The sequence below is a fragment of the Porticoccus sp. genome (assembly GCF_041592135.1).
Taxonomy (GTDB): Bacteria; Pseudomonadota; Gammaproteobacteria; order Pseudomonadales; family Porticoccaceae; genus Porticoccus.
This window is the reverse complement of record NZ_JBFHQR010000026.1, coordinates 1-22,051: the sequence shown is the minus strand read 5'-3', so window position 1 is coordinate 22,051 and position 22,051 is coordinate 1. Positions and strand designations below refer to the sequence as shown.

Genomic DNA, 22,051 nt, shown 5'->3' with positions numbered 1-22,051 from the left:
GGCATTATCCACAGCTGGCTGAACCGTATGCTGCTGCCCGACACCGTCGGCACCGGCGGCGACTCCCACACCCGTTTCCCAATGGGCATCTCTTTCCCCGGCGGTTCCGGCCTGGTGGCCTTTGCGGCCGCCACCGGCGTGATGCCGCTGGATATGCCGGAATCGGTACTGGTGCGCTTCAAGGGCAAAATGAAGCCCGGTATCACCCTGCGTGACCTGGTCCATGCGATTCCCTACTACGGTATCAAGCAGGGCCTGCTGACCGTGGAGAAGAAAGGCAAGAAGAACTTCTTCTCCGGTCGCGTGCTGGAAATCGAAGGCCTCGACAGCCTCACCGTGGAACAGGCGTTTGAGCTGTCCGACGCCTCCGCCGAGCGCTCCGCTGCCGGTTGTACCATCAAGCTGAGCGAAGCCTACGTGGCCGAGTACCTGAACTCCAATATCACCCTGCTGCGCTGGATGATCTCCGAGGGCTACGGCGACGTGCGCACCCTGGAACGCCGCGTGCGCAAGATGGAAGAATGGCTGGCCAATCCGTCCCTGATGCAGGCCGACGCCGATGCCGAGTACGCCGCGGTGGTCGAAATCGACCTGAATGACATCAACGAGCCGATTGTCTGCTGCCCGAACGACCCGGACGACGCCCGCCTGTTGTCCGAAGTCGCTGGCGACAAGGTCGATGAAGTATTCATCGGTTCCTGTATGACCAACATCGGCCACTTCCGCGCCGCCGGCAAGCTGCTCAACGAAGCCACCAGTATCAACACCCGCTTCTGGATCTGCCCGCCGACCCGTATGGATGCCCACACCCTGATGGAAGAGGGCTACTACAACATTTACGGCAAAGTCGGTGCACGCACTGAAATGCCCGGTTGCTCCCTGTGTATGGGCAACCAGGCCCGGGTGAATTCCGGCACCACCGTGCTGTCCACCTCCACCCGGAACTTCCCCAACCGTCTCGGCGATGGTGCCAATGTGTACCTGACGTCCGCCGAGCTGGCCTCGGTGGGCGGTATCCTCGGTCGCTTGCCCACCCCGGCGGAATATATGGAATATGCGAGCAAGCTCGATTCCATGTCCAGCGAGATCTATCGCTACATGAATTTCGACCAGATCGCCTCTTACCAGAAAGCTGCCGATGAGGGCAAACTGATCGCCGCTGAACAGATCGTCAATGTCGCCTGATCCGTTTGCGTGAAGTCCATGAAAAACCCCGCTGATGCGGGGTTTTTTTCGCCCGCTGCCGGCACCCTTTTTTGCCCAGCGTTTTAGGTTGCCTATTCTAATTGCCTGTGCATAAACTGACCTCGTTCTGTCAGGACATCCCGATTTCGACAGGTGTACTCTTTATGCAATACCATTTATACGATTTGTACCGCCAGTCCCTCGCCCCCCTCAATACGGCGCTCGACCTGGCCCATGACATTGTCGCGCACGAGAAAAACCCCCTTTCCAAAACCCGCCTCGGCCGCGTGCGCAAGGCCTTTCTCGAATCCACCATCCGCCTGCTGAAACACTACCCCAAGCAGGGTTTTGAATACGAGCCGGTGGTGATCGACGGCGTCGAACATCCCGTGCGGGAAGACGTGGTACTCGACAAGCCCTTTTGCCATCTGCTGCGCTTCCGCCGCGAAGGGCTGCCAGAGGATGCCCCCAAGCTGCTCTGTGTAGCCGCCCTTTCCGGCCACCACGCCACCCTTTCCCGCGAGACCTTCAGGGAGTTTCTGGACACTTACGAGGTCTACGTCACCGACTGGCTCGACGCCCGCGACGTACCGCTGTCGGAGGGCAAGTTCGGCTTCGAGGAATACGTGGAATACCTGATCGAGTTTATGGAATACATGGGTCCCGGCAGCCATATGTTTGCCATCTGCCAGGCTTCCGTGCCCGGTTTGACGGCCGTGGCCCATATGAGCAAGCACAACAATCCGGCCAGGCCCAGGACCCTGACCATGATGGCCGGGCCCATCGACATCCGGGTCAATCCCAATGAGTTCACCAAAAAAGTGGACAAGATGTCCGCCAAACTGTTGAAACGCGTGGCCATCCACCGGGTGCCCACCCGTTATGAGGGCGCCGGGCGGAAAGTCTATCCGGGCATGCTGCAGCTGGGTGGCTTCATGTCCATGAACATGAAATCCCACGTCCAGAAACACATCCAGTTCTTCAAGGACATCAGCCACGGCAACGTCGAGGACGCCGACCGCCACCGCGACTTCTACGACGAGTATATGGCGGTGATGGACATGGATGCGGACTACTACATGGAAACCATGGAGCGCATTTTCCTCGACCAGAAACTGCCCAAGGGCACCATGACCTTCCAGGGTGAAACCATCAGCTGCAGCGACATCAAGGATGTCGCCATCTTCACCCTCGAGGGTGAAAAAGATGACATGATCAGCCTCGGCCAGACCGAAGCGGCCCTCCACCTGTGCGACAAGCTGCCCAAAAAGCTGAAGAAACACCATGTGCAGATGGACGTCGGACACTACGGTATCTTTAACGGCAGCAAATACCGGGAGTTTGTGGCGCCACTGATCAAGGACTGGATTGACACCCATAATTGATCGCCACACCCGTGTACGGAAAGGCCGACTATTTAGTCGGCCTTTTTATTGGACTGTCTTGCCCTAGCCACTGCCGATATCTGTATAAATCCTGTACAACCATGTAGAATTGCCGGCCTTCCATTCAGGTGATCACTATGAGCGAGCTGCTTTCCCCGGCGGGAACACTCAAGAATATGCGCTATGCCCTTGCCTACGGTGCCGATGCGGTTTACGCCGGCCAACCGCGCTACAGCCTGCGGGTGCGCAACAATGAGTTCAATCACCTGGATGTGATGGCGGGCGCCATTGCCGAGGCCCACGGCCAGGGCAAGCAGTTCTACATCGCCAGCAATATCTCGCCCCACAACGACAAGGTGCGCAGTTACCTGCGCGACATGGAAGACGTGATCGCCATGAAACCGGATGCCTTGATCATGTCCGACCCCGGCCTGATCATGATGGTGCGGGAAAAGTGGCCCGACATGCCCATCCACCTGTCGGTGCAGGCCAATGCGGTGAACTACGCCACCGTGAAGTTCTGGCACACCCAGGGTATCGTGCGCACCATCCTGTCCCGGGAACTGAGCCTGGATGAGGTCGAAGACATTCGCCAACAGGTGCCGGAGATGGAACTGGAGGTGTTTGTCCACGGCGCACTCTGTATCGCCTATTCCGGCCGCTGCCTGCTGTCCGGCTACATGAACCACCGGGATTCCAATCAGGGTGCCTGCACCAACGCCTGCCGCTGGAAGTACGACGCCCACGAAGCCAGGCAAACCGAAACCGGTGACATCATCCCCACCAAAACCTGGGAACCGGAAAAGGCCCCGGACAACCACGATGAAGTGGCGCCGATGATGCTGCTGGAGGAACAGGGCCGCCCCGGCGAGCTGATGCCCGCCTTCGAGGACGAGCACGGCACCTACATCATGAACTCCAAGGACCTGCGCGCGGTGCAACATGTGGAGCGGCTGGTCAACATGGGGATTCACTCCCTGAAAATCGAGGGGCGCACCAAGTCCCACTACTACGTGGCCCGCACTGCCCAGGTTTACCGCCGCGCCATCGATCAGGCCCTGGCGGGCAAGCCCTTCGACATGAACCTGATGGTGGAACTGGATCACCTGGCCAATCGCGGTTACACCGAAGGCTTCTACCGCCGCCATGTGCCCCAGGAGTACCAGAACTACCAACAGGGGGTCTCCACCAACCCCAACCAACAGTTTGTCGGCGAGATCTGCGGCGTCGAGCGCGACAAGGGCTGGTTCACCGTGGAAGTAAAAAACCGTTTTGAAATGGGCGATACCCTGGAACTGATTACCCCCGCGGGCAATATGACCTTTAATCTCGAAGCCCTGGAAAACCGCGACGGCGTGAAGATGGAAGCCGCCCCCGGCTCCGGTCACGTGGTACGCATTCCCATGCCCGCCGACCTGCCGCTGCCGGAAGATGGCGGCTATGCCATGCTGATGCGCTATATGTAATCCCGCGCCACGGGCCGTTATGGCCCGTTGCTGTTAGACTGCCCAAATAGACTGGGATCAAACACCGTGGCGAGACTTATCCTGCTGTTAGCCTTGGGCCCACTGGCGTATGTGGCCTGGCAGAAACTGCGGCAACAACCCCCTGAAAAACAACGCAAGACACTGTTGCGGGGTGCTTTTTTTACCCTGCTGGGACTGGTGCTGCTGCTGGTGGCCAGCGGTCGGGTGCATTGGATTGTTGTGGCCATCACCGCCGCCCTGCCGGTGCTCAAGGGTCTGCTCGGACTGCTGTTGCGAGCGTTGCCTTTTCTACAAGTCTGGCTCAAGAAACATCACATTCCCGCCGATCAACCGCGCCCCGATCAAGATCGGGGGCTCACCGAGCACGAAGCCTGGCAACTGCTGGGGTTAAAACCGGGGGCCAGCCGGGAAGATATTATCCGGGCCCACAAACGACTGATACAGAAAGTCCACCCGGACCGGGGCGGCAATGATTATCTGGCCTCGCAGCTCAACACTGCCAGGGATTTACTGCTGAAACGGCACGGCTAGCAATTGCCCAGCAGCAGGTGGATGTAACGCCCCAACCACAGATAGGGTTCGCGGCGCGAATAGGCCAGCTCCATCTCCACCACGGATTCCGGCACCCCATTGCCACCCCGCTGGGTGGTGACATAGTCGGAAAACACCCTGATACCGCTGGTGCCAAGCACCGCCAACTTCTGTTCCTCCACCCAGTCGAGTACCTGTTGCGGATACAACGGATTGCCCGGCGTCAGGCTGCCGGGGTCCGGCACAAAAGTTTCCCTTTTCAGCAGGTTGAAGTTGCCGCGAATCAGGTTGCGGTATTCCAGGGCGTGGCGGTTGTAGTAGGTGAACGACAATATTCCCGCTTCGGACAGAAAGTCCTTCAGCGCCGGCAGCAACTGCTCCGGTTGCGCCAGCCATTCCACCACCGCATGGCACAGAACCAGGTCGAACTGGCCCAGTTCCCGATCGATCAATTCCTGAAACGGGCCCTGGTGCCAGGCGATCTGCTCAGACACCCCCACCTCCCCGGCGGCCTGCCGGGCCATGTTCAGCATTTCTGCAGAAATATCGTTGACCACCACCTGATGGCCCAGTGCCGCCAGGCGGATCGCCAGCTGCCCCAAACCCGCACCGATATCCAGTACCCGTAGCGGCCGCTCCCCATGGATTGCCGGCACCAGCTCTTCCAGGTCCCGCCACAGCACCGCCAGGCGGATCTCGCCTTTCCGGCCACCGTAGACCTTGCGCTGAAAACGCTCCGCCAGATCATCAAAGTTTCTGTCTGTGTTCATAACCCCTTTACCTAGTTGGGCGAATTTTCTGAAAAGCGCCGGCACCGAAAGGGCACCCTTTTTTGAATCAGCTTGACCGGCCAGGGAATCCTCCCGATCCCGACCGGCAATATACTAACGTCGGATTTTGCCCGGAAAAATCCCCCTGTCGCAATCTGGCCAGCCGCCAAATAACCATAACTAGATTGAGGGTATTTATACGGATCTGCTATATTGACCGGACACAGGGACGGAGCAGGACGCGTCGCATGGCACCCCCGACATTCAATCCCGACCAAAACATCAGACTTTTTTTAGCAAAATTATTGGAAGCTGGCGGAGCAGACAGTGTCGTTGACGCGCTCTCCTTTCTGGATACCGCTTTCGTGCTTACCCGGAACGGGCAGCTGCTCGCCGCGAACGAAAGATTCGCCGATCTTATCGGTTACTCACGCAAAGAGCTATCGGGTATTGATGTCACCAAGCTGGTGGCTTTTAAAGACCGCGCCCAGCTACAACACAAACTTTCTACCAACTTCTCGAGTACCTACAGATTGGACTTATTGACCAAATCCGCCGAGGTTAAACATGTCAGTATCACCCCCTGTGTTTTCACCTCCAGCGGCACCGTTTATCGGCTCGCGGGATTCGTCGACAACACCGATATTATCAATCTGAAAAATGCCCAGATTCACCATCTGCACAATATATCGAGGGCATTGATCAGGGCCATTGAAGTGCGCGACCCCTATACCATCGGCCACATGAGTCGAACCACACTTATTGCCCTTGAAATTGCTGCGGCGCTCGGCCTGCCCAAGGCGACCATGGAGGCCATCGAAATGGGCGCCGGTCTCCACGATGTCGGGAAAAGTGCGATTCCCATTGAGATCCTCACCAAGCCGGGGAAGCTGGCCGCCCATGAGTGGTCATTTATCACCAAACATCCGGAAATCGGCCACCGGATGTTAGCGGATATTGGCCTGGACAAAGTATCCACCGACATTGTGCTGCTGCATCATGAATGCTGGGATGGTTCAGGTTATCCCCACGGCCTCGTCGGGGATGATATCCCGCTGGAAGCAGCGGTGGTTCATGCCGCCGACTCCCTTGAGGCCATTGCAGGGGTGCGCCCCTATCGCAAGGCCTATAGTTTTGAGGAGGCCGTTAACATCATGGAAGAGGTTCGGCAGAAATACCATCCGGATGTCCTGAAGACCTGTGGTGAACTGGTCAAGTCAGGCAAGTTCTCTGGCAAAGAGTACAACCCCACACCTTTCTATGAGCAGGAGATATGGGGGTAACCGGACCTCTCGCTGAGCGGCTCTGGCGGCTAAACAACCCAAATAACAACGCGCTCACCAAGCTGCGATTGACGGCGAAAGGGCATCCTTTCGCGCCAATCCTCGCCCATTGCCTTGCGGGGTCATAACAACACCAATACAATGCTCGGCCAGTTACCCACACTCCGCCCCGGTGGCACAGCTGGATAGCGCAGCCCCCTCCTAAGGGGCAGGTCAGAGGTTCAAATCCTCTCCGGGGCGCCATTTTTAACAACCTGTTCGACGCCTGCCATGAACCTGCTGCTACTTGAGCCCGGTGACTTTAGCTCCGACAACCGGGTTGTGTTGACCGGCAGGCGGCTCAAGCACCTGCAGCAAGTCCACCAAATCCGGGCCGGCGATACGCTCAAGGCGGGCCTGCTCAATGGCCGGAAAGGCACCGCGACGCTGCTGTCCTTATCCGATCAGACGGCAGAGCTGGAAGTCTCCCTGATCTGCAATCCACCCCTGCCCCTGCCAGTGACCCTCGTGCTGGCCCTGCCGCGCCCCAAAATGCTCCGCCGCATCCTGCAAACGATTGCCACCATGGGCGTCAAACAACTCTACCTGGTCAACAGCTGGCGGGTGGAAAAAAGCTATTGGCAAAGCCCCTGCCTGACCCTCCCCGCCATTCGCGAGCAATTGATACTCGGTTTGGAGCAGGGTGGCGACACGATCCTGCCGGAGGTTCACCTGGAGACGCGCTTTAAGCCCTTTGTTGAGGACAAATTGCCCGCCATCGCCGCTGCTGGACTGGCGCTGGTCGCCCACCCCTACGGGGGGATTCCCTGTCCCACCGGCGCCAGCGGACCGGTGACACTGGCGATTGGCCCGGAGGGCGGCTTTATCGACTATGAGGTGGACAGGTTGCAGGCAACGGGGTTTCAGTCCGTCACCCTGGGGGAACGTATCCTGCGGGTTGAAACTGCCATCCCAGCTATTTTGGCCAGAATATTCCCTTAAAACATGATGTTACACCCACAGACTGGATAGCGAGTTAAACAGTTGCGCGAACATACCATTGTCGTTATTGTGCTTTTCTAAACTGCTCGGTCAAAAATTCCGACTCGACCGAATACCATCACAATAACGAGAGGGAGTAACCCATGAAGCTTTACGACTGTGCCGTAGCCCCCAATCCAAGGCGGGCCAGGATGTTCATCGCCGAAAAGGGCCTGGATATTCCGAAAGTGGAAATTGACATCATCGGCGGGGAAAACCTCGGGGACGCATTTCTGGCGGTCAATCCCAGAGGCCTTTTACCGGTATTGGAACTGGATGACGGCACCCGCTTTGATGAAACCATGGCCATCTGTCGCTACCTGGAAGAGCTCTACCCCGAACCGCCCCTGCTGGGCACCACGCCGGTTGAACGCGGCCAGATAGAATGCCTGCAACGAAAAATGGAATTCGACGGCATGATCGCCACCTCGGAGGTATTCCGCAACCAGGCCAGCAACGAGAATTTCTGCTACCGCAGCCTGCCGGGGGTCGGCGACCTGCCAGCCATTGAAGGGCTGATAGAGCGCGGTACCAAGACCCTGGATCGCTTCTTTTACTGGCTGGAAAAATTCCTGGAAGGCAACCAGTTCATCGCCGGGGACCGCTTTACCATGGTGGATATTACCGCCCTGTGCGCCGTCGATTTTGCCAAGTGGGTGGATATCACCATCCCCAGGGAAAACACCAACAGTCTGCGCTGGTACGAGGACGTCTCCGCGAGACCCAGCGCCAAGGCCTGACACAGCGAACCTTCCGCTGAACCCCCGGCCTATGGGCCGGGTTTTTTATTGCCATCCCATTGCAGCACAAGGAGGTGTTACGGCATCGCCGTTATTCAGTCTACTCGCGAGCATTTGAAGACGGGGTTTTACAGTAAACCAACAGGGGAAACCGGTATTTACTGGCTTTTGGTTTTTATTTTCTGCCACAACCGTCGGCAGCCACAGAACTTGGATGAGACTCATCTTGTTGCTTTCCCCGAGTACTTGGCAGGTCGCCACAATGTCGCCCCTTCCGCCCCAAGGACGGCTCTGAATGCCCCGCTGTAATTGGACCGACAAATGCTTGGTGGTGAGAGTCTGGTTCCGCCTGAATTCAAAGATATCCGGGTGTTCAAACGCCGCAGGGCAGCTATTCCGACACCATTGTGGTCACAGTGACCTACTGACCCGGTGGGGTGGCCGCAGGGGCGTCCTGTCCCGTTTAGTGCTGCGAAACCGCCGGTCATAAAAACCCGCCTATCGTCCAGGGCACACTTGAGGTTTCTGTACTACTCTTCTAACTAACTTCTTGATATGCCATGGCTAGTTATTATTTCCCTTTTCGCCGGACACAGAGTGTGGGACGAACAGGGTTTTCCTTACGCACAGGCGACACCGACAGGGAGGTTGTATGTTCCGCAGACGGCTGGCACACCGGGGCAGTGGATGCCAAGAGCGGAATAGGCTGAGTTCGGGGACCGCGCCCGCCGCGCTGGCTTGCCGTTGCCTGCTGCTCCTCGCCGCACTGCCGTCAACTGGCCTCAGCCTGCAGCCCTCTCCCCCCGTCAGATCCCTCACCGAACTCAGCCTCGAAGAACTGGCCAATATCGAAATTACCTCCGTGGCCAAAAAAACCGGCAGCCTCTCCAAAGCGCCCGCCTCGGTATTCGTCATCACCGCCAATGATATTCGCCGCTACGGCGCCAACAGCCTGCCCGAGGCCCTACGACTGGCCCCCAACCTGCTGGTGGCCCAGGTGAGCGGCGGCCAGTACGCCATCAGCGCACGCGGTTTTAACGGCACCACCAGCAACAAACTGCAGGTGCTGATCGATGGCCGTATTGTTTATACCCCGCTGTTCTCAGGGGTATTCTGGGATGCCCAGGACCTGCTGCTGGAAGACATTGAACGCATCGAAGTGATCAGCGGCCCCGCCGCCGCGCTCTGGGGCACCAACGCAGTCAATGGGGTCATCAATGTCATCACACGCCACGCCGCCGACAGCCAGGGCAACCTGCTCAGTGCCGGCGGCGGCAATCGCGAGCAAATACTGGCTTCCCGCCACGGCGGCGCAGTGGGTGACAGTGGCCATTACCGGGTTTACGCCAAGCTGCTCGACCAACAGGAGACGGAACGCGCCAATGGCGACGCGGTGGAGGACGGCTGGGGGCGCCATCAGGCCGGCTTTCGCCTCGACTGGGATACCCCCGGGGACAGCCTGCAGTTCCAGGGCGATGCCTATCGGGGCGAGCTGGATCAGCCACTGCCGGGTTCCCGAAAGATCGAGGGCGCCAACCTGTTGACGCGCTTCCACAGGGACCTGGCCGAGGGTGCCGGCTTCACCCTGAGCGCCTACCACGACTACAGCATGCGCGATTACCCGGGCGTATTTGTCGAACACCTGAACACCAGTCAGCTCGAATTCCTCTACAACCTGAAGCCTCACCGCCACCACCACCTGCAATGGGGGCTGGACTACCGCTATTCACGGGACCGGATCCACAACAGTGACACCCTGGCGTTTCTCCCTGCCCGGGAGAACCTCGACTGGCTGTCGCTGTACGGCCAGGATGAGATCAACCTGCGCGATAACCTGCGGCTGACCCTCAGCGGTCGGGTCGAACACAATGACTACACCGGCAGCGAATTCATGCCGGCCGCCAGGCTGGCCTGGACCCCCGGCAGCGAACAGTTGCTGTGGGGGGCGATATCCCGCTCGGTGCGCACCCCCTCCCGCATCGACCGGGACTTTTTTGTTCCCGGGCAACCGCCCTATCTACTGGCCGGCGGAGCGGATTTCGATGCCGAAACGGCGGTCAGCTACGAGGCGGGCTATCGCGCCCTGCCCTCCGCGCAATCATCCTGGTCCATCACCGTCTTCCATACCGATTACGACCGCCTGCGCACCGTGGAACCCGCGACCAGTGGCACCCTGGTGATCGACAATGGTCTGGAGGGCTCCTACAGCGGTATCGAAACCTGGGGTAACTACCAGGTAACGGATAATTGGCGCATCTACGCCGGCTTTACGGCACTGAAGGATCGCCTCCACCTGAAGTCCGGCAGCGCCGACATTAACGGTGGCCATTCCGAGGGCAACGACCCCTCCCACCAATGGCAAGTGCGCTCGCAGCTGGACCTGCGCCAGGATGTGGACTTTGACCTGATGGTCCGGCGGGTGGGAGAGTTGCCGGAACCGGAAGTTCCCGCCTATGTGGCGCTGGACATGCGCATTGGCTGGCGACTCGAACCCGGTGTGGAGCTGTCACTGATGGGCCGCAACCTGCTCGACCAGCGGCACCCGGAATTCGGTGCGTACCCGTCCCGCAGCGAGATTTCGCGCAGCATTTTCCTCGGTTTGAGGTGGAGTTTCTGATGACTGCGACCGCGAGAATGTTGCTGGCATGGCTACTGTTGCTGCCCTGCACCGCGGCCCTGGCGGCAACCGACAATCTCGAAACCAGGGTCAAGGCGGCCTTTCTGTTCAAGTTCTGCAACTACATCGAATGGCCCCGGGACACCTTCAGCAGCGCAGAGGCACCTCTGGTCATCGCTGTCATGGGCGCCGACAGCCTGGCGGGTGAATTGCAACTGGCCGTTATGGACCGCCAGATCAACGGTCGCGCTGTAATCGTTCGCCAGCTGCGCCCCGACGATAGCCTGGAAGGGGTGCATGTGCTGTTTATCGGCGGCAAGGGCGCCGGACAGCGCCATACCGCGGTATCGACCAAACTGCCCATTCTGACCGTCACGGAGAACGAACACCCGGCGGCCACAGGCATGATCAACTTTGTCGTGGTCAACGACCGGGTGCGCTTTGATATCGCCCGGGACCGGGCTGAGCAGGCGGGCCTCAAACTCAGTTCCCTGCTGCTGTCCGTGGCACGCAGGGTGCAAACAGGGGTGCCCCTATGAAGAAAGTGCGCTCGGTACGGCAAAAGTTTGTTGCCACCATCCTGGTGACCACCGTGGTCGCACTGTTGATCTCCGGCTGCAGCATGGTGGCATATAACCTGCAAAATTATCGCAACAACCTGATCAACGAGCTGACCGCCCAGGCCGCCCTGTTGGGCCGCGCCAACACACCGGCCCTGCAATTCGACGACCCCCAGGCCGCCGCCGACTACCTCGCCCTGCTGGTGGAGCAACCCAAAGTGCGTGCCGCCGCCATTTACAACGCCCGCGGCGCACTGTTCGCCTCCTACAGCAGGGATAACACCAGCCCCGGCGACTTGCCCACCATTCCCGAAATAGACGGCAACCGGGTTGAGGGCAGCAACATCGTGCTGTTCAAGCGCATCGTCGCCAACAACGAAATCCTCGGTACGGTGTACCTGCAGGTCCATTACCAACTCTACGAAAAACTGCTCGGCAACCTGGGGATTGCCCTTGCCAGCTTCGCCCTGGCACTGCTTGCGGCCATCCTGTTATCGCTCTGGCTGCAGGCCAGTGTCACCCGGCCCATTCTGGCCATCAGTGGCATGGCCCACCGGGTAGTGAAGGATAACGACTATTCGCTGCGCGCGGAAAAAACCACCGATGACGAAATCGGCCGATTGGTGGACGCCATCAATGCCATGTTGGCAGAAGTGGAACAGCGCAACCTGGAGTTGGAGAACTTCAACCTGGAGCTGGCCGACCAGGTGAAAGAGCGCACCGAGGCAGAAAAGGCCCTGCGGGAAACACAACAGCAGGTCTTGCAATTGAACACGGTGCTGGAGCAGCGGGTCAGGGAACGCACCCTGCAACTGGAAAACGCCAACAAGGAACTGGAGGCATTCAGCTATTCCGTCTCCCACGACCTGCGCGCACCGCTGCGGGCCATCGACGGCTTCAGCCAGGCTCTGCTCGAGGATTACACCGACAATCTCGATGACACCGGTCGCGACTACCTGGCGCGGGTGCGCGGCGGTGCCCAGCGCATGGGCATGCTGATCGACGACCTGCTCAAGCTTTCCCGGGTGAGCCGAGCCGAACTCAAGATACAGGAAGTTGACCTCAGTGAACTGGCAACGACTATCCTGAATGAACTCCGCGAGGGCGAGCCGGAACGGCGCGTGGATATCCGGATCACGTCGGGACTCAAGGCACCCTGTGATCCACAACTGATACAGATTGCCCTGCAAAACCTGCTCAGCAACGCCTGGAAATATTCCGGTACGCGCGAACAAGCTCATATCGAATTCGGCATGCGCGCCCAGAATGGCGAGGTCGGGTTTTTCGTCCAGGACAATGGCGTGGGTTTTGACATGGACTACGCCGGCAAACTGTTCGGCGCCTTCCAGCGACTGCACGACCAGAGCGAGTTTCCCGGCACCGGCATAGGACTCGCCACCGTGAAGCGCATCATCAGCCGCCACGGTGGCCGGGTGTGGACAGAAGCCGCCCTGGACAAGGGTGCCACTTTCTATTTTACGCTGCCGGCCACTGTGCCGGCCGAGGCAAATTGGCAAAAGGAAGAACACCATGAACAACAGACCAATCTTGCTGGTTGAAGACAACCCCGACGATCAGCAACTCGCCCTGCGGGCCTTTCGCAAAAGCAACCTGGGCAATGAAGTCGTCATTGCCAGCGACGGGGTGGAGGCGCTCGATTACCTGTTCGGCACCGGGCCATACAGCGGAGGTGCGTCACCGGAATTACCCGCCGTGGTGCTGCTGGATCTGAAGCTGCCGCGCAAGGACGGGCTGGAGGTATTGCGGGAAATTCGCGCCAGTGAGCGCACCCGTCTGCTGCCGGTGGTGATCGTCACCTCCTCCAGGGAGGAGCAGGATCTGGTCAACGGCTACAGCCTGGGCGCCAACAGCTACGTGCGCAAACCGGTCGATTTCAACGAATTCGTCAATGCGGTCCAGCAGTTGGGACTCTACTGGCTGATCCTCAACGAATCTGCACTGGGCTGAGGCCAAAGGCCAGGAGGTAGCGGAAATGGACGCTGACAAAATCCCCCTGCGGGCACTCGTCGTCGAGGATGTGGAAGACGACGTCCTGCTGTTGCTGCACGAATTGAGGCGGAGTGGTTACCTGCCCGTTCACACCCGGGTGGACTGCCCCGACGTCCTCAGCGAGCTGCTCGTCAATGAGGAGTGGGACATCGTCTTTTGCGACTTTACCATGCCGAAAATGAACGGCCTGCAGGCGCTCGAGATCGTGCGCCGGCACAACCCGGACGTGCCCTTTATTTTCGTTTCCGGCACCATTGGCGAGGATACCGCCGTGGAGGCGATGCGCGCCGGCGCCCAGGACTACATCATCAAGGGCAACCTGAAACGGCTGGCCCCGGCGGTGCAGCGGGAACTGGAGGAGGCGATCAATCGCAGGGAGCGCCGCAAGGCGGAAAAACGCCTGCGTTTCCTGATCCACTACGACCGCCTGACCCGGCTGCCCAACCGCCTGCTGTTCCTGAACCGGCTGGAACAGAGTCTCCAGCATGCCCGGCAGCTGGGTCAGTCCCTGGCGGTGGCGCACATCGACCTGGATCGCTTCAAGAAAGTCAACGACAGCCTGGGCTACGAGGCCGGCAATCTACTGTTGATCGAGACGGCCGGCCGACTGGGCCGCTGCACCGGGGTCGACAGCGTCGTCGCGCGGCTCGCGGCGGATGAATTTGCCATCCTGATTCCAGACTCCGGTGACGAGACCGCCGTCACCGCTCGCATACAAAACCTGCTGGCCACCCTCGAAGAACCCTTCGATATCCACGGCTGCACGATGCACATCAATGCCAGTATCGGCGTCGCCCTGTTCCCCCAGGATGCGGAACAGGCCGAGCTGCTGCTGCGCAACGCCGATATCGCCACCTACCGCGCCAAGGACGAAGGCGGCAACCGCTGCCTGTTCTACGCCCAGCACATGGCGGTGCAACTGGAAGAGCGCCTGGCCCTGGAAAGGGACATGCGCCAGGCCCTGGAAAAACAGGAATTCACCCTCCACTACCAGCCACAGGTGGAATTGCGCAGCGGCAAGATTACCGGTGTGGAAGCGCTGGTCCGCTGGCGCCGCCCCCAGGGGCTCGTCTCCCCTGATTGCTTTATCCCCCTGGCCGAGGAAACCGGCCTGATTGTCCCCTTGGGCGAGTGGGTCCTCAGGAGGGCCTGCGCCCAGGCGAAGCGGTGGCAGCAGGCAGGCCTGCCGGAGTTGTCCATGGCAGTGAATGTCTCGGCCCGCCAGTTCCACGAGGGCAACATCCTCGAACTGGTCATGAACGCCCTCACCGAGACCGGGCTCGAGCCCCGCCTGCTGGAGATCGAGGTGACCGAGAGCAGCATGATGCGCGATCTGGAAACCGCCTTGCTCACCCTGCGCAAATTACAGGCCATCGGCGTCAAGGTCTCCCTGGATGACTTCGGCACCGGCTATTCCAGCCTCAGCTACCTGAAATATTTCAAAGTGGACAGCCTGAAAATCGACCGCGCCTTCATCAAGGACATTCCCGATGACCAGGATGACGCCGCCATTACCGGCGCCGTCATCGCCATGTGCAAGAAGTTGAGCATGAAGGTCATTGCCGAGGGCATCGAAACCCGCGAGCAGTACGACTTCCTGCGCCGGGAGGGCTGCGACTTTGTCCAGGGCTACTACCTGTCCCGGCCCATGCCCGCCGAACAGTTGGAACCGATGCTGCACCGCTGGCTTGGCAGCCCTCACACCGATGGCGACCGGCACCACCAGAGCACGTCAGACAGGACAAACACTGCGGGGCACCTATAACCGGCTAGAGAGGATCATCAAACCGTCGCTGACAGACCCCTGGGGAGTGAAATAGCCAGTGAACACACACATGACATCCTATCGTGATGACCCGCAACGCGCGGAGCCGGCTACCGTTTCCGACGGGGAAATCGACCGGCTGTTGTCCGCCGTTTACGAAAAATACGGCTATGACTTCCGCGCCTATTCACGGGCGCACGTCAAACGCCGGCTGCTGCACCGCTTGCGGCTTGCCAACCTGGACAACCTCGGCCTGCTGCAACAGCAGGTATTGCAGGACGCCCACTTTGCCTCCCAGCTGCTGCAGGATCTCAGTATCAACGTCACCGAAATGTTTCGCGATCCTGAGTTTTACCTGGCGGTGCGCGCCAAAGTCATCCCGCTGCTCAAGACCTGGTCCTACATCAAGATCTGGCATGCCGGCTGCAGCACCGGCGAAGAGGTCTACTCCATGGCCATTTTGCTCAGGGAAGAAGGGCTCAGCGACCGGGTGCAAATCTACGCCACCGATTTCAACCCCCACGCCCTGGCGCGAGCCAGGGAAGGCATCTTCCCCGCCGACCACATGAAAACCTACGCACGCAACTACCAGAGCACCGGGGCATGTGCCTCCTTTGCCGATTACTACCACGCCAAATACGACTCGGCCATCATGGATCCCGCCCTGAAAAGAAACATTCTCTGGGCCCAACACAACCTGGTGACCGACAGCGATTTTGCCGAGGTACAGATGGTGATCTGCCGCAATGTGCTGATTTATTTCAACCGGCAATTACAAAATCACGTGCATGGCTTGTTCCACCGTTCACTGACTAACGGGGGCATTCTGTGCCTGGGCAAAAAAGAAAGCCTGGTCCTGACCGACCACAGGGAGTTGTATTCGGAGGTTGACAGGCAACAGAAAATATACAAGAAAAGATATGACTATTCGCAACTATGAGGCCGTGGTGCTGGGCGCCTCCTTTGGAGGAATGCAGATGCTGAAATTATTACTCACAGCGCTGCCGAGGGACTTTTCGCTGCCGGTCATTGCCGTGCAGCATACGGCGCCGACCGCGGAAGGCGCCCTGGCCGAGCTGCTAAACCGTGTTTGTGAAATTGAAGTCAGGGAAGCCAATGAGAAGGAGCCCATCGAGCCGGCCAGGGTGTATTTGGCCCCCGCCAATTACCACCTGCTGGTCGAGCCAGACCGCACCTTTAGCCTGACGGTGGATGAGCGGGTGAACTACGCGAGACCGGCTATCGACGTGCTGTTTGAAACCGCGGCGGAGACCTATGGCGCCGGGCTGATCGGCCTGGTGTTGACCGGAGCCAACTCCGATGGCGCGAAGGGATTGCGCCATATCAAGGACAGGGGCGGTCTCGCTATCGTGCAGGACCCGGCCACGGCGGCGGCGCCCGCCATGCCCCGGGCGGCAATCCTGGCGGCCCGGCCGCACCGGGTGCTGGCACCGGAGCAGATCACCGCCCTGTTACTGCAAATTCACCACCATCGGCAAGAGAGGATATGAAATGAGGATTAATACGCTGGGCAAAAAAGTCGGCCTCGGTTACGCCCTGATGGTGGTACTGCTGGCATCCGCGGTACTGGTCACCCTCTGGCAGGTGCGAAGTACCAGTGACACCGCCGAGCGCCTGATCAGTTTGCGCCAGCCTGTCGCCAAGACTCTCCTCGAAGTGATGAACGGCCTCAATCATGCGGTTGCCACCTTGCGCGGCAGGGTTATGCTTGGGGACGACAGTCTTGATGAAGAGTTCCGAAAGGCCTGGGCAGAGGAGATCAGAGTACCGCTCGAGCGCCTGCAGCAGCTTTCCACGCGTTTGACCAATCCTGAAAATGCACTCAGGTTGAGTAGGGTGGAGCTATTGCTCGATCAGCTGGAAACTGCTCATGCCGAGGTTAAAACCGTGGCGATCTCGGACAGGGAAGCCGCCATTGCCTTGTTGAGCAATAAAACTTCGCCTTTAGCCATTGAAATACGCGGCTTGCTCGCTGCAATGCTCAATGATCAGGATGTGCTGCTACAAGGTGATGTCAGCGAGGTGCGTGATGAAATCTCTTTGTTACGCATTACGGAATGGGCATTGCTGATGATAGGGCTGTCGGTCAGCATTGCACTGTCGCTGCTGGTGGCGCGCGCTATCAGTCGCCCAATATCCGCTGCCGTCACCGTTGCCAACAATATCGCCGCCGGAGATCTCGACACGCGTGTTGACCTGCAAGGGGCGCAGGAAGTGGAAATGCTGGGCAGTGCCCTGACCGATATGCGCGATTCGCTCAAGGCCAAAACCCGGGAGACGGAGAAACACGCCTGGCTCACCAACGGCCAGAACCGCCTCAACCAGATCATGCGCGGCGATCAGGGTATCACCGAACTGGCTACCGGCATTATCACGTTTCTCGCCACCTATAGCGAAGCCAGCATCGGTTCCCTGTACCTGTTGAGTGAGAACAGCGCGGACTATGGGCTGCTGGGCCGTTACGCCTACGGCGGCATGGCGGGCAAAACCACCTTCAAGCCCGGGGAAGGTCTGATCGGCCAGGCCGCGGCCGATCAAAAGCCCATCCTGCTGGAGGAGCTGGATGAACGCTATATCCGCGTGCAGTCGTCCCTGCTGGACACCCCGCCGCGCAGTATTTATGTGGTGCCCATCGTGGTCGGGGGCTACGTGCTGGCCGTGCTGGAACTGGGCAAGCTGGATGGTTTTGACTCCACCGCGCAGGAGTTTGTCCAATCCAACCTGGAAGCCATCGGCATTGCCCTGAATTCGGCGATTGCCCGCAAGAAAATCCAGGAGCTGCTGGAGGAGACCCAGCGCCAGAGCGAAGAACTGCAACAGCAGCAGGAAGAGCTGGAGCAAAGCAATGAGGAGCTGGAGGAGCAAACCCAACAATTGCGCGAGCAGCAGGAAGAGCTGCAAGCGGCCAATGAAGAGCTGGAGGAGCAGTCCCAGGCCGTTTCGCAGAAAAACAGCGAGCTGGAGGCGGCCAGGGGCAACCTGGAATTCAAGACCCGGGAGCTGGAAATCAGCAGCAAATACAAAAGCGAATTTCTGGCCAATATGAGCCACGAACTGCGCACGCCGCTGAACAGTTTATTGATTCTGGCCAACGATCTGGCCCGCAACGCCGGCAACAACCTCAGCGCAGACCAGGTGGAAAGCGCCCAGGTGATCAGCCGCAGCGGCCACGATCTGCTGAGCCTGATCAACGACATTCTCGACCTATCGAAAATCGAAGCCGGCAAGATGAGTCTCAATGTCACCCATGTCGCCCTTGCCGATCTCGCCGGAGATATCAGGAGCACCTTCAGCCGCCAGGCGACGGGGAAAGGATTGAAGCTGGAAACGGCCATCGACGAGCAGGCACCGGCGACGATACGCACCGATAAACAACGGCTTGAGCAAATCCTGCGCAACCTGATCGCCAACGCGCTGAAATTTACCGAGCAGGGCGCCGTCAAGGTCCGCTTCCGGCGCGAATCCGGCGGCCAGCTTGCCATTGCCGTGACCGATAGCGGCATCGGTATCCCCAAGGACAAACAGGCGCTGGTCTTTGAAGCCTTCCTGCAACTGGAAAGCGGCAACGCCCGCAAATATGGCGGCACCGGCCTGGGGCTGTCCATCTGCCGCGATCTGGCAAAACTGCTCGGCGGCACCATTACCATTGACAGCGAAGAAGGCGCCGGCGCCACCTTCACCCTGTGGATTCCGGAAAGTATCGATGCAAACCCCGCTGTCGAACCTGAACCGGCGCCGGCCAAACAGGCCGCCGCGCAACCGGACCATCAGCGCTACCTGGACTACCCCAGCATCCCGGACCAGCGGGAGGCCATCGGCCCGAATGACCACATTATCCTGATTATCGAGGATGACGACGATTTTGCCCGGGTGCTGGCGGCGCAGGCCAAAGCCAAGGGCTTCAAACACCTCAACGCGGCAACCGGTGAGGACGGCCTGGCGCTGGCGGCCCGCTTCCACCCCCATGCCATCATCCTGGACCTGATGCTGCCGGGTATCGACGGCAACCTGGTGCTCAAGGAACTGAAAAGCGACCCGCAGCTGCGGCATATTCCGGTGCACATTATGAGCGCCGAGGAAAAACAACTGGATGCCATCAAATGCGGCGCGGTCGATTATCTGACCAAACCGATCAACAAACCGCAACTCGACGCCGCCTTTGCCCGCATGGAAGATTTTATCAACCGCAAGATGAAAAACCTGTTGATCGCCGAAGATAACGCAGCGCAACGCAAGGCCATCGTCCGGCTGGTCGGCAACGGCGACGTGCAGTGTATTGAAGCCAGCACCGCCCAGGAGGCTCTGGATATCCTGGGCAGCCAGGTGATCGACTGTGTCGTGCTGGACATCGGCCTGCCCGATATGAGTGGCTTCGAACTGCTCAGGCAACTGGAAAAGAATGTGGGTAACAGCAGCAGTGAGGGCGGCAAGGTACCGCCCGTCATCATCTACACCGGCAGGGAACTCAGCCGCCAGGAAAACGAGGAACTGCAACAGTATGCTGAAACCATCATTATCAAGGGCGTGAAGAGTGAGGAGCGCCTGCTGGACGAAACCGCGCTGTTCCTGCATCGCACCCTGAGCAATCTGCCCCAGCAGAAACAGAACATCATTACCGCCCTGTATGACAAGGAAGCCCAGCTCCAGAGCAAGCAGATTCTGCTGGTCGACGACGATATGCGCAATGTGTTCGCCCTGGGCAAGGTACTGTCTGAGCGTGGCATGAAGGTGACCAAGGCCGATAATGGCCGTGTCGCCCTCGACGCCCTGGCTGAAAACCCCGGGATGGACTTTGTGCTGATGGATATCATGATGCCGGAAATGGACGGCTATGAATGCATGCGCAAAATCCGCCAACAGGAACAGTTTCGGGACCTGCCCATCGTGGCGCTGACCGCCAAGGCGATGAAGGACGACCGGCAAAAATGTATCGATGCCGGCGCCAACGACTACATCGCCAAACCGGTGGATGTCGAGCGGCTGTTTTCATTGATGAGAATATGGATGCGCAAATGAAGCCACTGCTCCAGAAGCCCAAAATACTGATGGTCGACGACAAACCGGCCAACCTGCTGGCGCTGCGCCGTCTGCTGCAGGATATGCCGGTGGAGCTGTTTGAAGCGAGCAGCGGCAACGATGCGTTGAAACTGACCCTGCACCACGACTTCGCCCTGGCCCTGCTGGACATCCAGATGCCCGAAATGGACGGTTACGAGCTGGCCGAGCTGCTGCGCCAGGAAGAAAAAACCGCCCATATGCCGTTTATTTTCATCTCCGCCATCTACACCGAACACATCAATATCTTCCACGGCTACGAAAAGGGCGCCTTCAGCTACATCGTCAAGCCCTTTGAGCCGGAAATCCTGCTCAACAAGGTCAAATTGTTTATCGACATGTACCAGCACGAACAGGAACTGCGTCAGCGAACCCTGGAACTGATGCAGATTAACGCAGAACTGGAGGCGTTCAGTTACTCCGTCTCCCACGACCTGCGCACACCGCTGCGGGCCATCGACGGCTTCAGCCAGGCATTGCTGGAAGACTACAACGACCGTCTCGACGACACCGGTCGCGACTACCTCGCGCGGGTGCGCGGCGGTGCCCAGCGCATGGGCATGCTGATCGACGACCTGCTCAAGCTGTCCCGGGTGAGCCGAACCGAACTCAAGATACAGGAAGTTGACCTCAGCGAGCTGGCATCGACTATCCTGAATGAACTCCGTGAGGACGAGCCGAAACGGTGTGTGGATATCCGGATTGCGGCGGGGCTCAAGGCACCCTGTGATCCACAGTTGATACAGATTGCCCTGCGCAATCTGCTCGGCAATGCCTGGAAATATTCCAGCACGCGGGAACAAACCCATATCGAATTCGGTATGCGCGCCGAGAATGGCGAGGCCGTTTTTTTTGTCCTGGACCAAGGTGTGGGTTTTGACATGAACTACGCCGGCAAACTGTTCGGCGCCTTTCAGCGGCTGCACGACCAGACCGAGTTTCCCGGCACCGGCATAGGACTCGCCACCGTGAAGCGCATCGTCAGCCGCCACGGCGGCCGGGTGTGGGCGGACTCCGAAGTGGACAAGGGCTCGGTGTTTTATTTCACCCTGCCGGTGAACCCGCCGCAACAGGCGTCATTGGAGCAAGCATTACAGAGGGAATCCCCACATGAATACCAAACCGATCTTGCTGGTTGAAGACAACCCCGACGATCAGCAACTCGCCCTGCGGGCCTTTCGCAAAAGCAATTTGCGCAACGAGGTGATCCTCGCCGACGACGGTGTCAAAGCGCTGGACTACCTGTTTGGCACCGGGCCCTACAGCGGAGGTGCGCCACCGGAATTACCTGCCGTGGTGCTGCTGGATCTGAAGTTGCCGCGCAAGGACGGCCTGGAGGTGTTGCGGGAAATCCGCGCCGATGCACGCACCCGCCTGCTGCCGGTGGTGATCGTCACCTCCTCCAGGGAGGAGCGGGATCTGATCAACGGCTACAGTCTGGGTGCCAACAGCTACGTGCGCAAACCCGTCGATTTCAATGAGTTTCTGGAGGCGGTAACACAGCTGGGATTGTACTGGTTGCTGTTGAATGAACCCGTACTGGATTGAAAAGAATCAAGGAAGGTGATGAGAGATGGACGCCGACAACAAGCCCCTGCGCGCACTGGTTATCGAGGACATGG

At 59.1% G+C, this 22,051-nt stretch carries 19 protein-coding genes and 1 tRNA gene; 19 read left to right on the top strand and 1 reads right to left on the bottom strand.

What is annotated here, in order from left to right:
• The 4 genes from ABY948_RS04455 to ABY948_RS04440 form a co-directional block, all read left to right on the top strand.
• On the top strand, positions 1 to 1,185 hold a 1,185-nt coding region (locus ABY948_RS04455; RefSeq protein WP_461481309.1), incomplete at its 5' end, for an aconitase family protein.
• A 164-nt stretch (positions 1,186 to 1,349) separates the two neighbouring features.
• A complete protein-coding gene (gene phaZ / locus ABY948_RS04450; RefSeq protein ID WP_461481308.1) occupies positions 1,350 to 2,570 on the top strand; it encodes a polyhydroxyalkanoate depolymerase in 1,221 nt (406 codons plus the stop codon).
• Positions 2,571 to 2,707: 137 nt separating this feature from the next.
• A complete protein-coding gene (trhP, locus tag ABY948_RS04445; protein ID WP_461481307.1) occupies positions 2,708 to 4,036 on the top strand; it encodes a prephenate-dependent tRNA uridine(34) hydroxylase TrhP in 1,329 nt (442 codons plus the stop codon).
• A 66-nt stretch (positions 4,037 to 4,102) separates the two neighbouring features.
• Entirely contained in the window at positions 4,103 to 4,588 is a 486-nt protein-coding gene (locus ABY948_RS04440; RefSeq protein ID WP_461481306.1) for a J domain-containing protein, read from the top strand.
• Here ABY948_RS04440 and ABY948_RS04435 read toward each other — a convergent pair.
• Complete coding sequence (locus ABY948_RS04435) at positions 4,585 to 5,358, bottom strand: methyltransferase domain-containing protein (RefSeq protein ID WP_461481305.1); 774 nt, start codon at positions 5,356 to 5,358, stop codon at positions 4,585 to 4,587. The genes ABY948_RS04440 and ABY948_RS04435 overlap by 4 nt on opposite strands.
• 248 nt (positions 5,359 to 5,606) lie before the next feature.
• Here ABY948_RS04435 and ABY948_RS04430 point away from each other — a divergent pair, with 248 nt between their 5' ends.
• The 15 genes from ABY948_RS04430 to ABY948_RS04360 all read left to right on the top strand — a co-directional run bounded on the left by ABY948_RS04430 (position 5,607) and on the right by ABY948_RS04360 (position 21,977).
• Positions 5,607 to 6,641 (top strand): HD-GYP domain-containing protein, encoded by a 1,035-nt coding sequence (locus ABY948_RS04430; RefSeq protein ID WP_461481304.1) that lies wholly within the window; start codon positions 5,607 to 5,609, stop codon positions 6,639 to 6,641.
• 166 nt (positions 6,642 to 6,807) lie between these two features.
• Positions 6,808 to 6,884: transfer RNA gene (locus ABY948_RS04425), tRNA-Arg, on the top strand.
• 27 nt (positions 6,885 to 6,911) lie between these two features.
• Positions 6,912 to 7,622 (top strand): 16S rRNA (uracil(1498)-N(3))-methyltransferase, encoded by a 711-nt coding sequence (locus ABY948_RS04420; protein ID WP_461481303.1) that lies wholly within the window; start codon positions 6,912 to 6,914, stop codon positions 7,620 to 7,622.
• Between the two features lie 143 nt (positions 7,623 to 7,765).
• The gene (locus tag ABY948_RS04415) at positions 7,766 to 8,401 is read left to right on the top strand and encodes a glutathione S-transferase family protein (protein WP_461481302.1); all 636 of its coding nucleotides are present in this window, start codon (positions 7,766 to 7,768) and stop codon (positions 8,399 to 8,401) included.
• A gap of 48 nt (positions 8,402 to 8,449) precedes the next feature.
• Positions 8,450 to 8,710, top strand: coding sequence for a phage integrase N-terminal SAM-like domain-containing protein (locus ABY948_RS04410; RefSeq protein ID WP_461481301.1), 261 nt, complete (start codon positions 8,450 to 8,452; stop codon positions 8,708 to 8,710).
• Between the two features lie 343 nt (positions 8,711 to 9,053).
• Positions 9,054 to 11,018: a TonB-dependent receptor plug domain-containing protein gene (locus ABY948_RS04405; protein WP_461481300.1), complete on the top strand. Its 1,965-nt coding sequence runs from the start codon at positions 9,054 to 9,056 to the stop codon at positions 11,016 to 11,018.
• Entirely contained in the window at positions 11,018 to 11,557 is a 540-nt protein-coding gene (locus ABY948_RS04400) for a YfiR family protein (protein ID WP_461481299.1), read from the top strand. The genes ABY948_RS04405 and ABY948_RS04400 overlap by 1 nt, the downstream gene beginning before the upstream one ends.
• Complete coding sequence (locus tag ABY948_RS04395) at positions 11,554 to 13,137, top strand: ATP-binding protein (RefSeq protein WP_461481298.1); 1,584 nt, start codon at positions 11,554 to 11,556, stop codon at positions 13,135 to 13,137. Before ABY948_RS04400 ends, ABY948_RS04395 begins: the two co-directional genes overlap by 4 nt.
• The gene (locus ABY948_RS04390) at positions 13,109 to 13,546 is read left to right on the top strand and encodes a response regulator (protein WP_461481297.1); all 438 of its coding nucleotides are present in this window, start codon (positions 13,109 to 13,111) and stop codon (positions 13,544 to 13,546) included. The genes ABY948_RS04395 and ABY948_RS04390 overlap by 29 nt, the downstream gene beginning before the upstream one ends.
• Positions 13,547 to 13,571: 25 nt before the next feature.
• On the top strand, positions 13,572 to 15,353 hold the full coding sequence (locus ABY948_RS04385; protein WP_461481296.1) for a putative bifunctional diguanylate cyclase/phosphodiesterase: 1,782 nt from the start codon (positions 13,572 to 13,574) through the stop codon (positions 15,351 to 15,353).
• 70 nt (positions 15,354 to 15,423) lie between these two features.
• A complete protein-coding gene (locus tag ABY948_RS04380) occupies positions 15,424 to 16,293 on the top strand; it encodes a CheR family methyltransferase (RefSeq protein ID WP_461481295.1) in 870 nt (289 codons plus the stop codon).
• Positions 16,274 to 16,864: a chemotaxis protein CheB gene (locus ABY948_RS04375; protein ID WP_461481294.1), complete on the top strand. Its 591-nt coding sequence runs from the start codon at positions 16,274 to 16,276 to the stop codon at positions 16,862 to 16,864. The genes ABY948_RS04380 and ABY948_RS04375 overlap by 20 nt, the downstream gene beginning before the upstream one ends.
• 1 nt (position 16,865) lies before the next feature.
• Positions 16,866 to 20,390 carry a response regulator gene (locus ABY948_RS04370; RefSeq protein ID WP_461481293.1) on the top strand — a complete coding sequence of 1,175 codons (3,525 nt, stop codon included), beginning with the start codon at positions 16,866 to 16,868 and terminating at the stop codon, positions 20,388 to 20,390.
• Complete coding sequence (locus tag ABY948_RS04365) at positions 20,387 to 21,568, top strand: sensor histidine kinase (RefSeq protein ID WP_461481292.1); 1,182 nt, start codon at positions 20,387 to 20,389, stop codon at positions 21,566 to 21,568. The genes ABY948_RS04370 and ABY948_RS04365 overlap by 4 nt, the downstream gene beginning before the upstream one ends.
• Positions 21,540 to 21,977, top strand: coding sequence for a response regulator (locus ABY948_RS04360; protein WP_461481291.1), 438 nt, complete (start codon positions 21,540 to 21,542; stop codon positions 21,975 to 21,977). Before ABY948_RS04365 ends, ABY948_RS04360 begins: the two co-directional genes overlap by 29 nt.
• Positions 21,978 to 22,051 lie beyond the last annotated feature (74 nt).

Bases quoted from the DNA above. Each gene is read 5' to 3' on its own strand.
- phaZ (WP_461481308.1), top strand. From the start codon at position 1,350: ATGCAATACCATTTATACGATTTGTACCGCCAGTCCCTCGCCCCCCTC.
- trhP (WP_461481307.1), top strand. From the start codon at position 2,708: ATGAGCGAGCTGCTTTCCCCGGCGGGAACACTCAAGAATATGCGCTAT.
- ABY948_RS04435 (WP_461481305.1), bottom strand. From the start codon at position 5,358: ATGAACACAGACAGAAACTTTGATGATCTGGCGGAGCGTTTTCAGCGC.
- ABY948_RS04430 (WP_461481304.1), top strand. From the start codon at position 5,607: ATGGCACCCCCGACATTCAATCCCGACCAAAACATCAGACTTTTTTTA.
- ABY948_RS04420 (WP_461481303.1), top strand. From the start codon at position 6,912: ATGAACCTGCTGCTACTTGAGCCCGGTGACTTTAGCTCCGACAACCGG.
- ABY948_RS04415 (WP_461481302.1), top strand. From the start codon at position 7,766: ATGAAGCTTTACGACTGTGCCGTAGCCCCCAATCCAAGGCGGGCCAGG.
- ABY948_RS04405 (WP_461481300.1), top strand. From the start codon at position 9,054: ATGTTCCGCAGACGGCTGGCACACCGGGGCAGTGGATGCCAAGAGCGG.
- ABY948_RS04400 (WP_461481299.1), top strand. From the start codon at position 11,018: ATGACTGCGACCGCGAGAATGTTGCTGGCATGGCTACTGTTGCTGCCC.
- ABY948_RS04395 (WP_461481298.1), top strand. From the start codon at position 11,554: ATGAAGAAAGTGCGCTCGGTACGGCAAAAGTTTGTTGCCACCATCCTG.
- ABY948_RS04390 (WP_461481297.1), top strand. From the start codon at position 13,109: ATGAACAACAGACCAATCTTGCTGGTTGAAGACAACCCCGACGATCAG.
- ABY948_RS04385 (WP_461481296.1), top strand. From the start codon at position 13,572: ATGGACGCTGACAAAATCCCCCTGCGGGCACTCGTCGTCGAGGATGTG.
- ABY948_RS04380 (WP_461481295.1), top strand. From the start codon at position 15,424: ATGACATCCTATCGTGATGACCCGCAACGCGCGGAGCCGGCTACCGTT.
- ABY948_RS04375 (WP_461481294.1), top strand. From the start codon at position 16,274: ATGACTATTCGCAACTATGAGGCCGTGGTGCTGGGCGCCTCCTTTGGA.
- ABY948_RS04370 (WP_461481293.1), top strand. From the start codon at position 16,866: ATGAGGATTAATACGCTGGGCAAAAAAGTCGGCCTCGGTTACGCCCTG.
- ABY948_RS04365 (WP_461481292.1), top strand. From the start codon at position 20,387: ATGAAGCCACTGCTCCAGAAGCCCAAAATACTGATGGTCGACGACAAA.
- ABY948_RS04360 (WP_461481291.1), top strand. From the start codon at position 21,540: ATGAATACCAAACCGATCTTGCTGGTTGAAGACAACCCCGACGATCAG.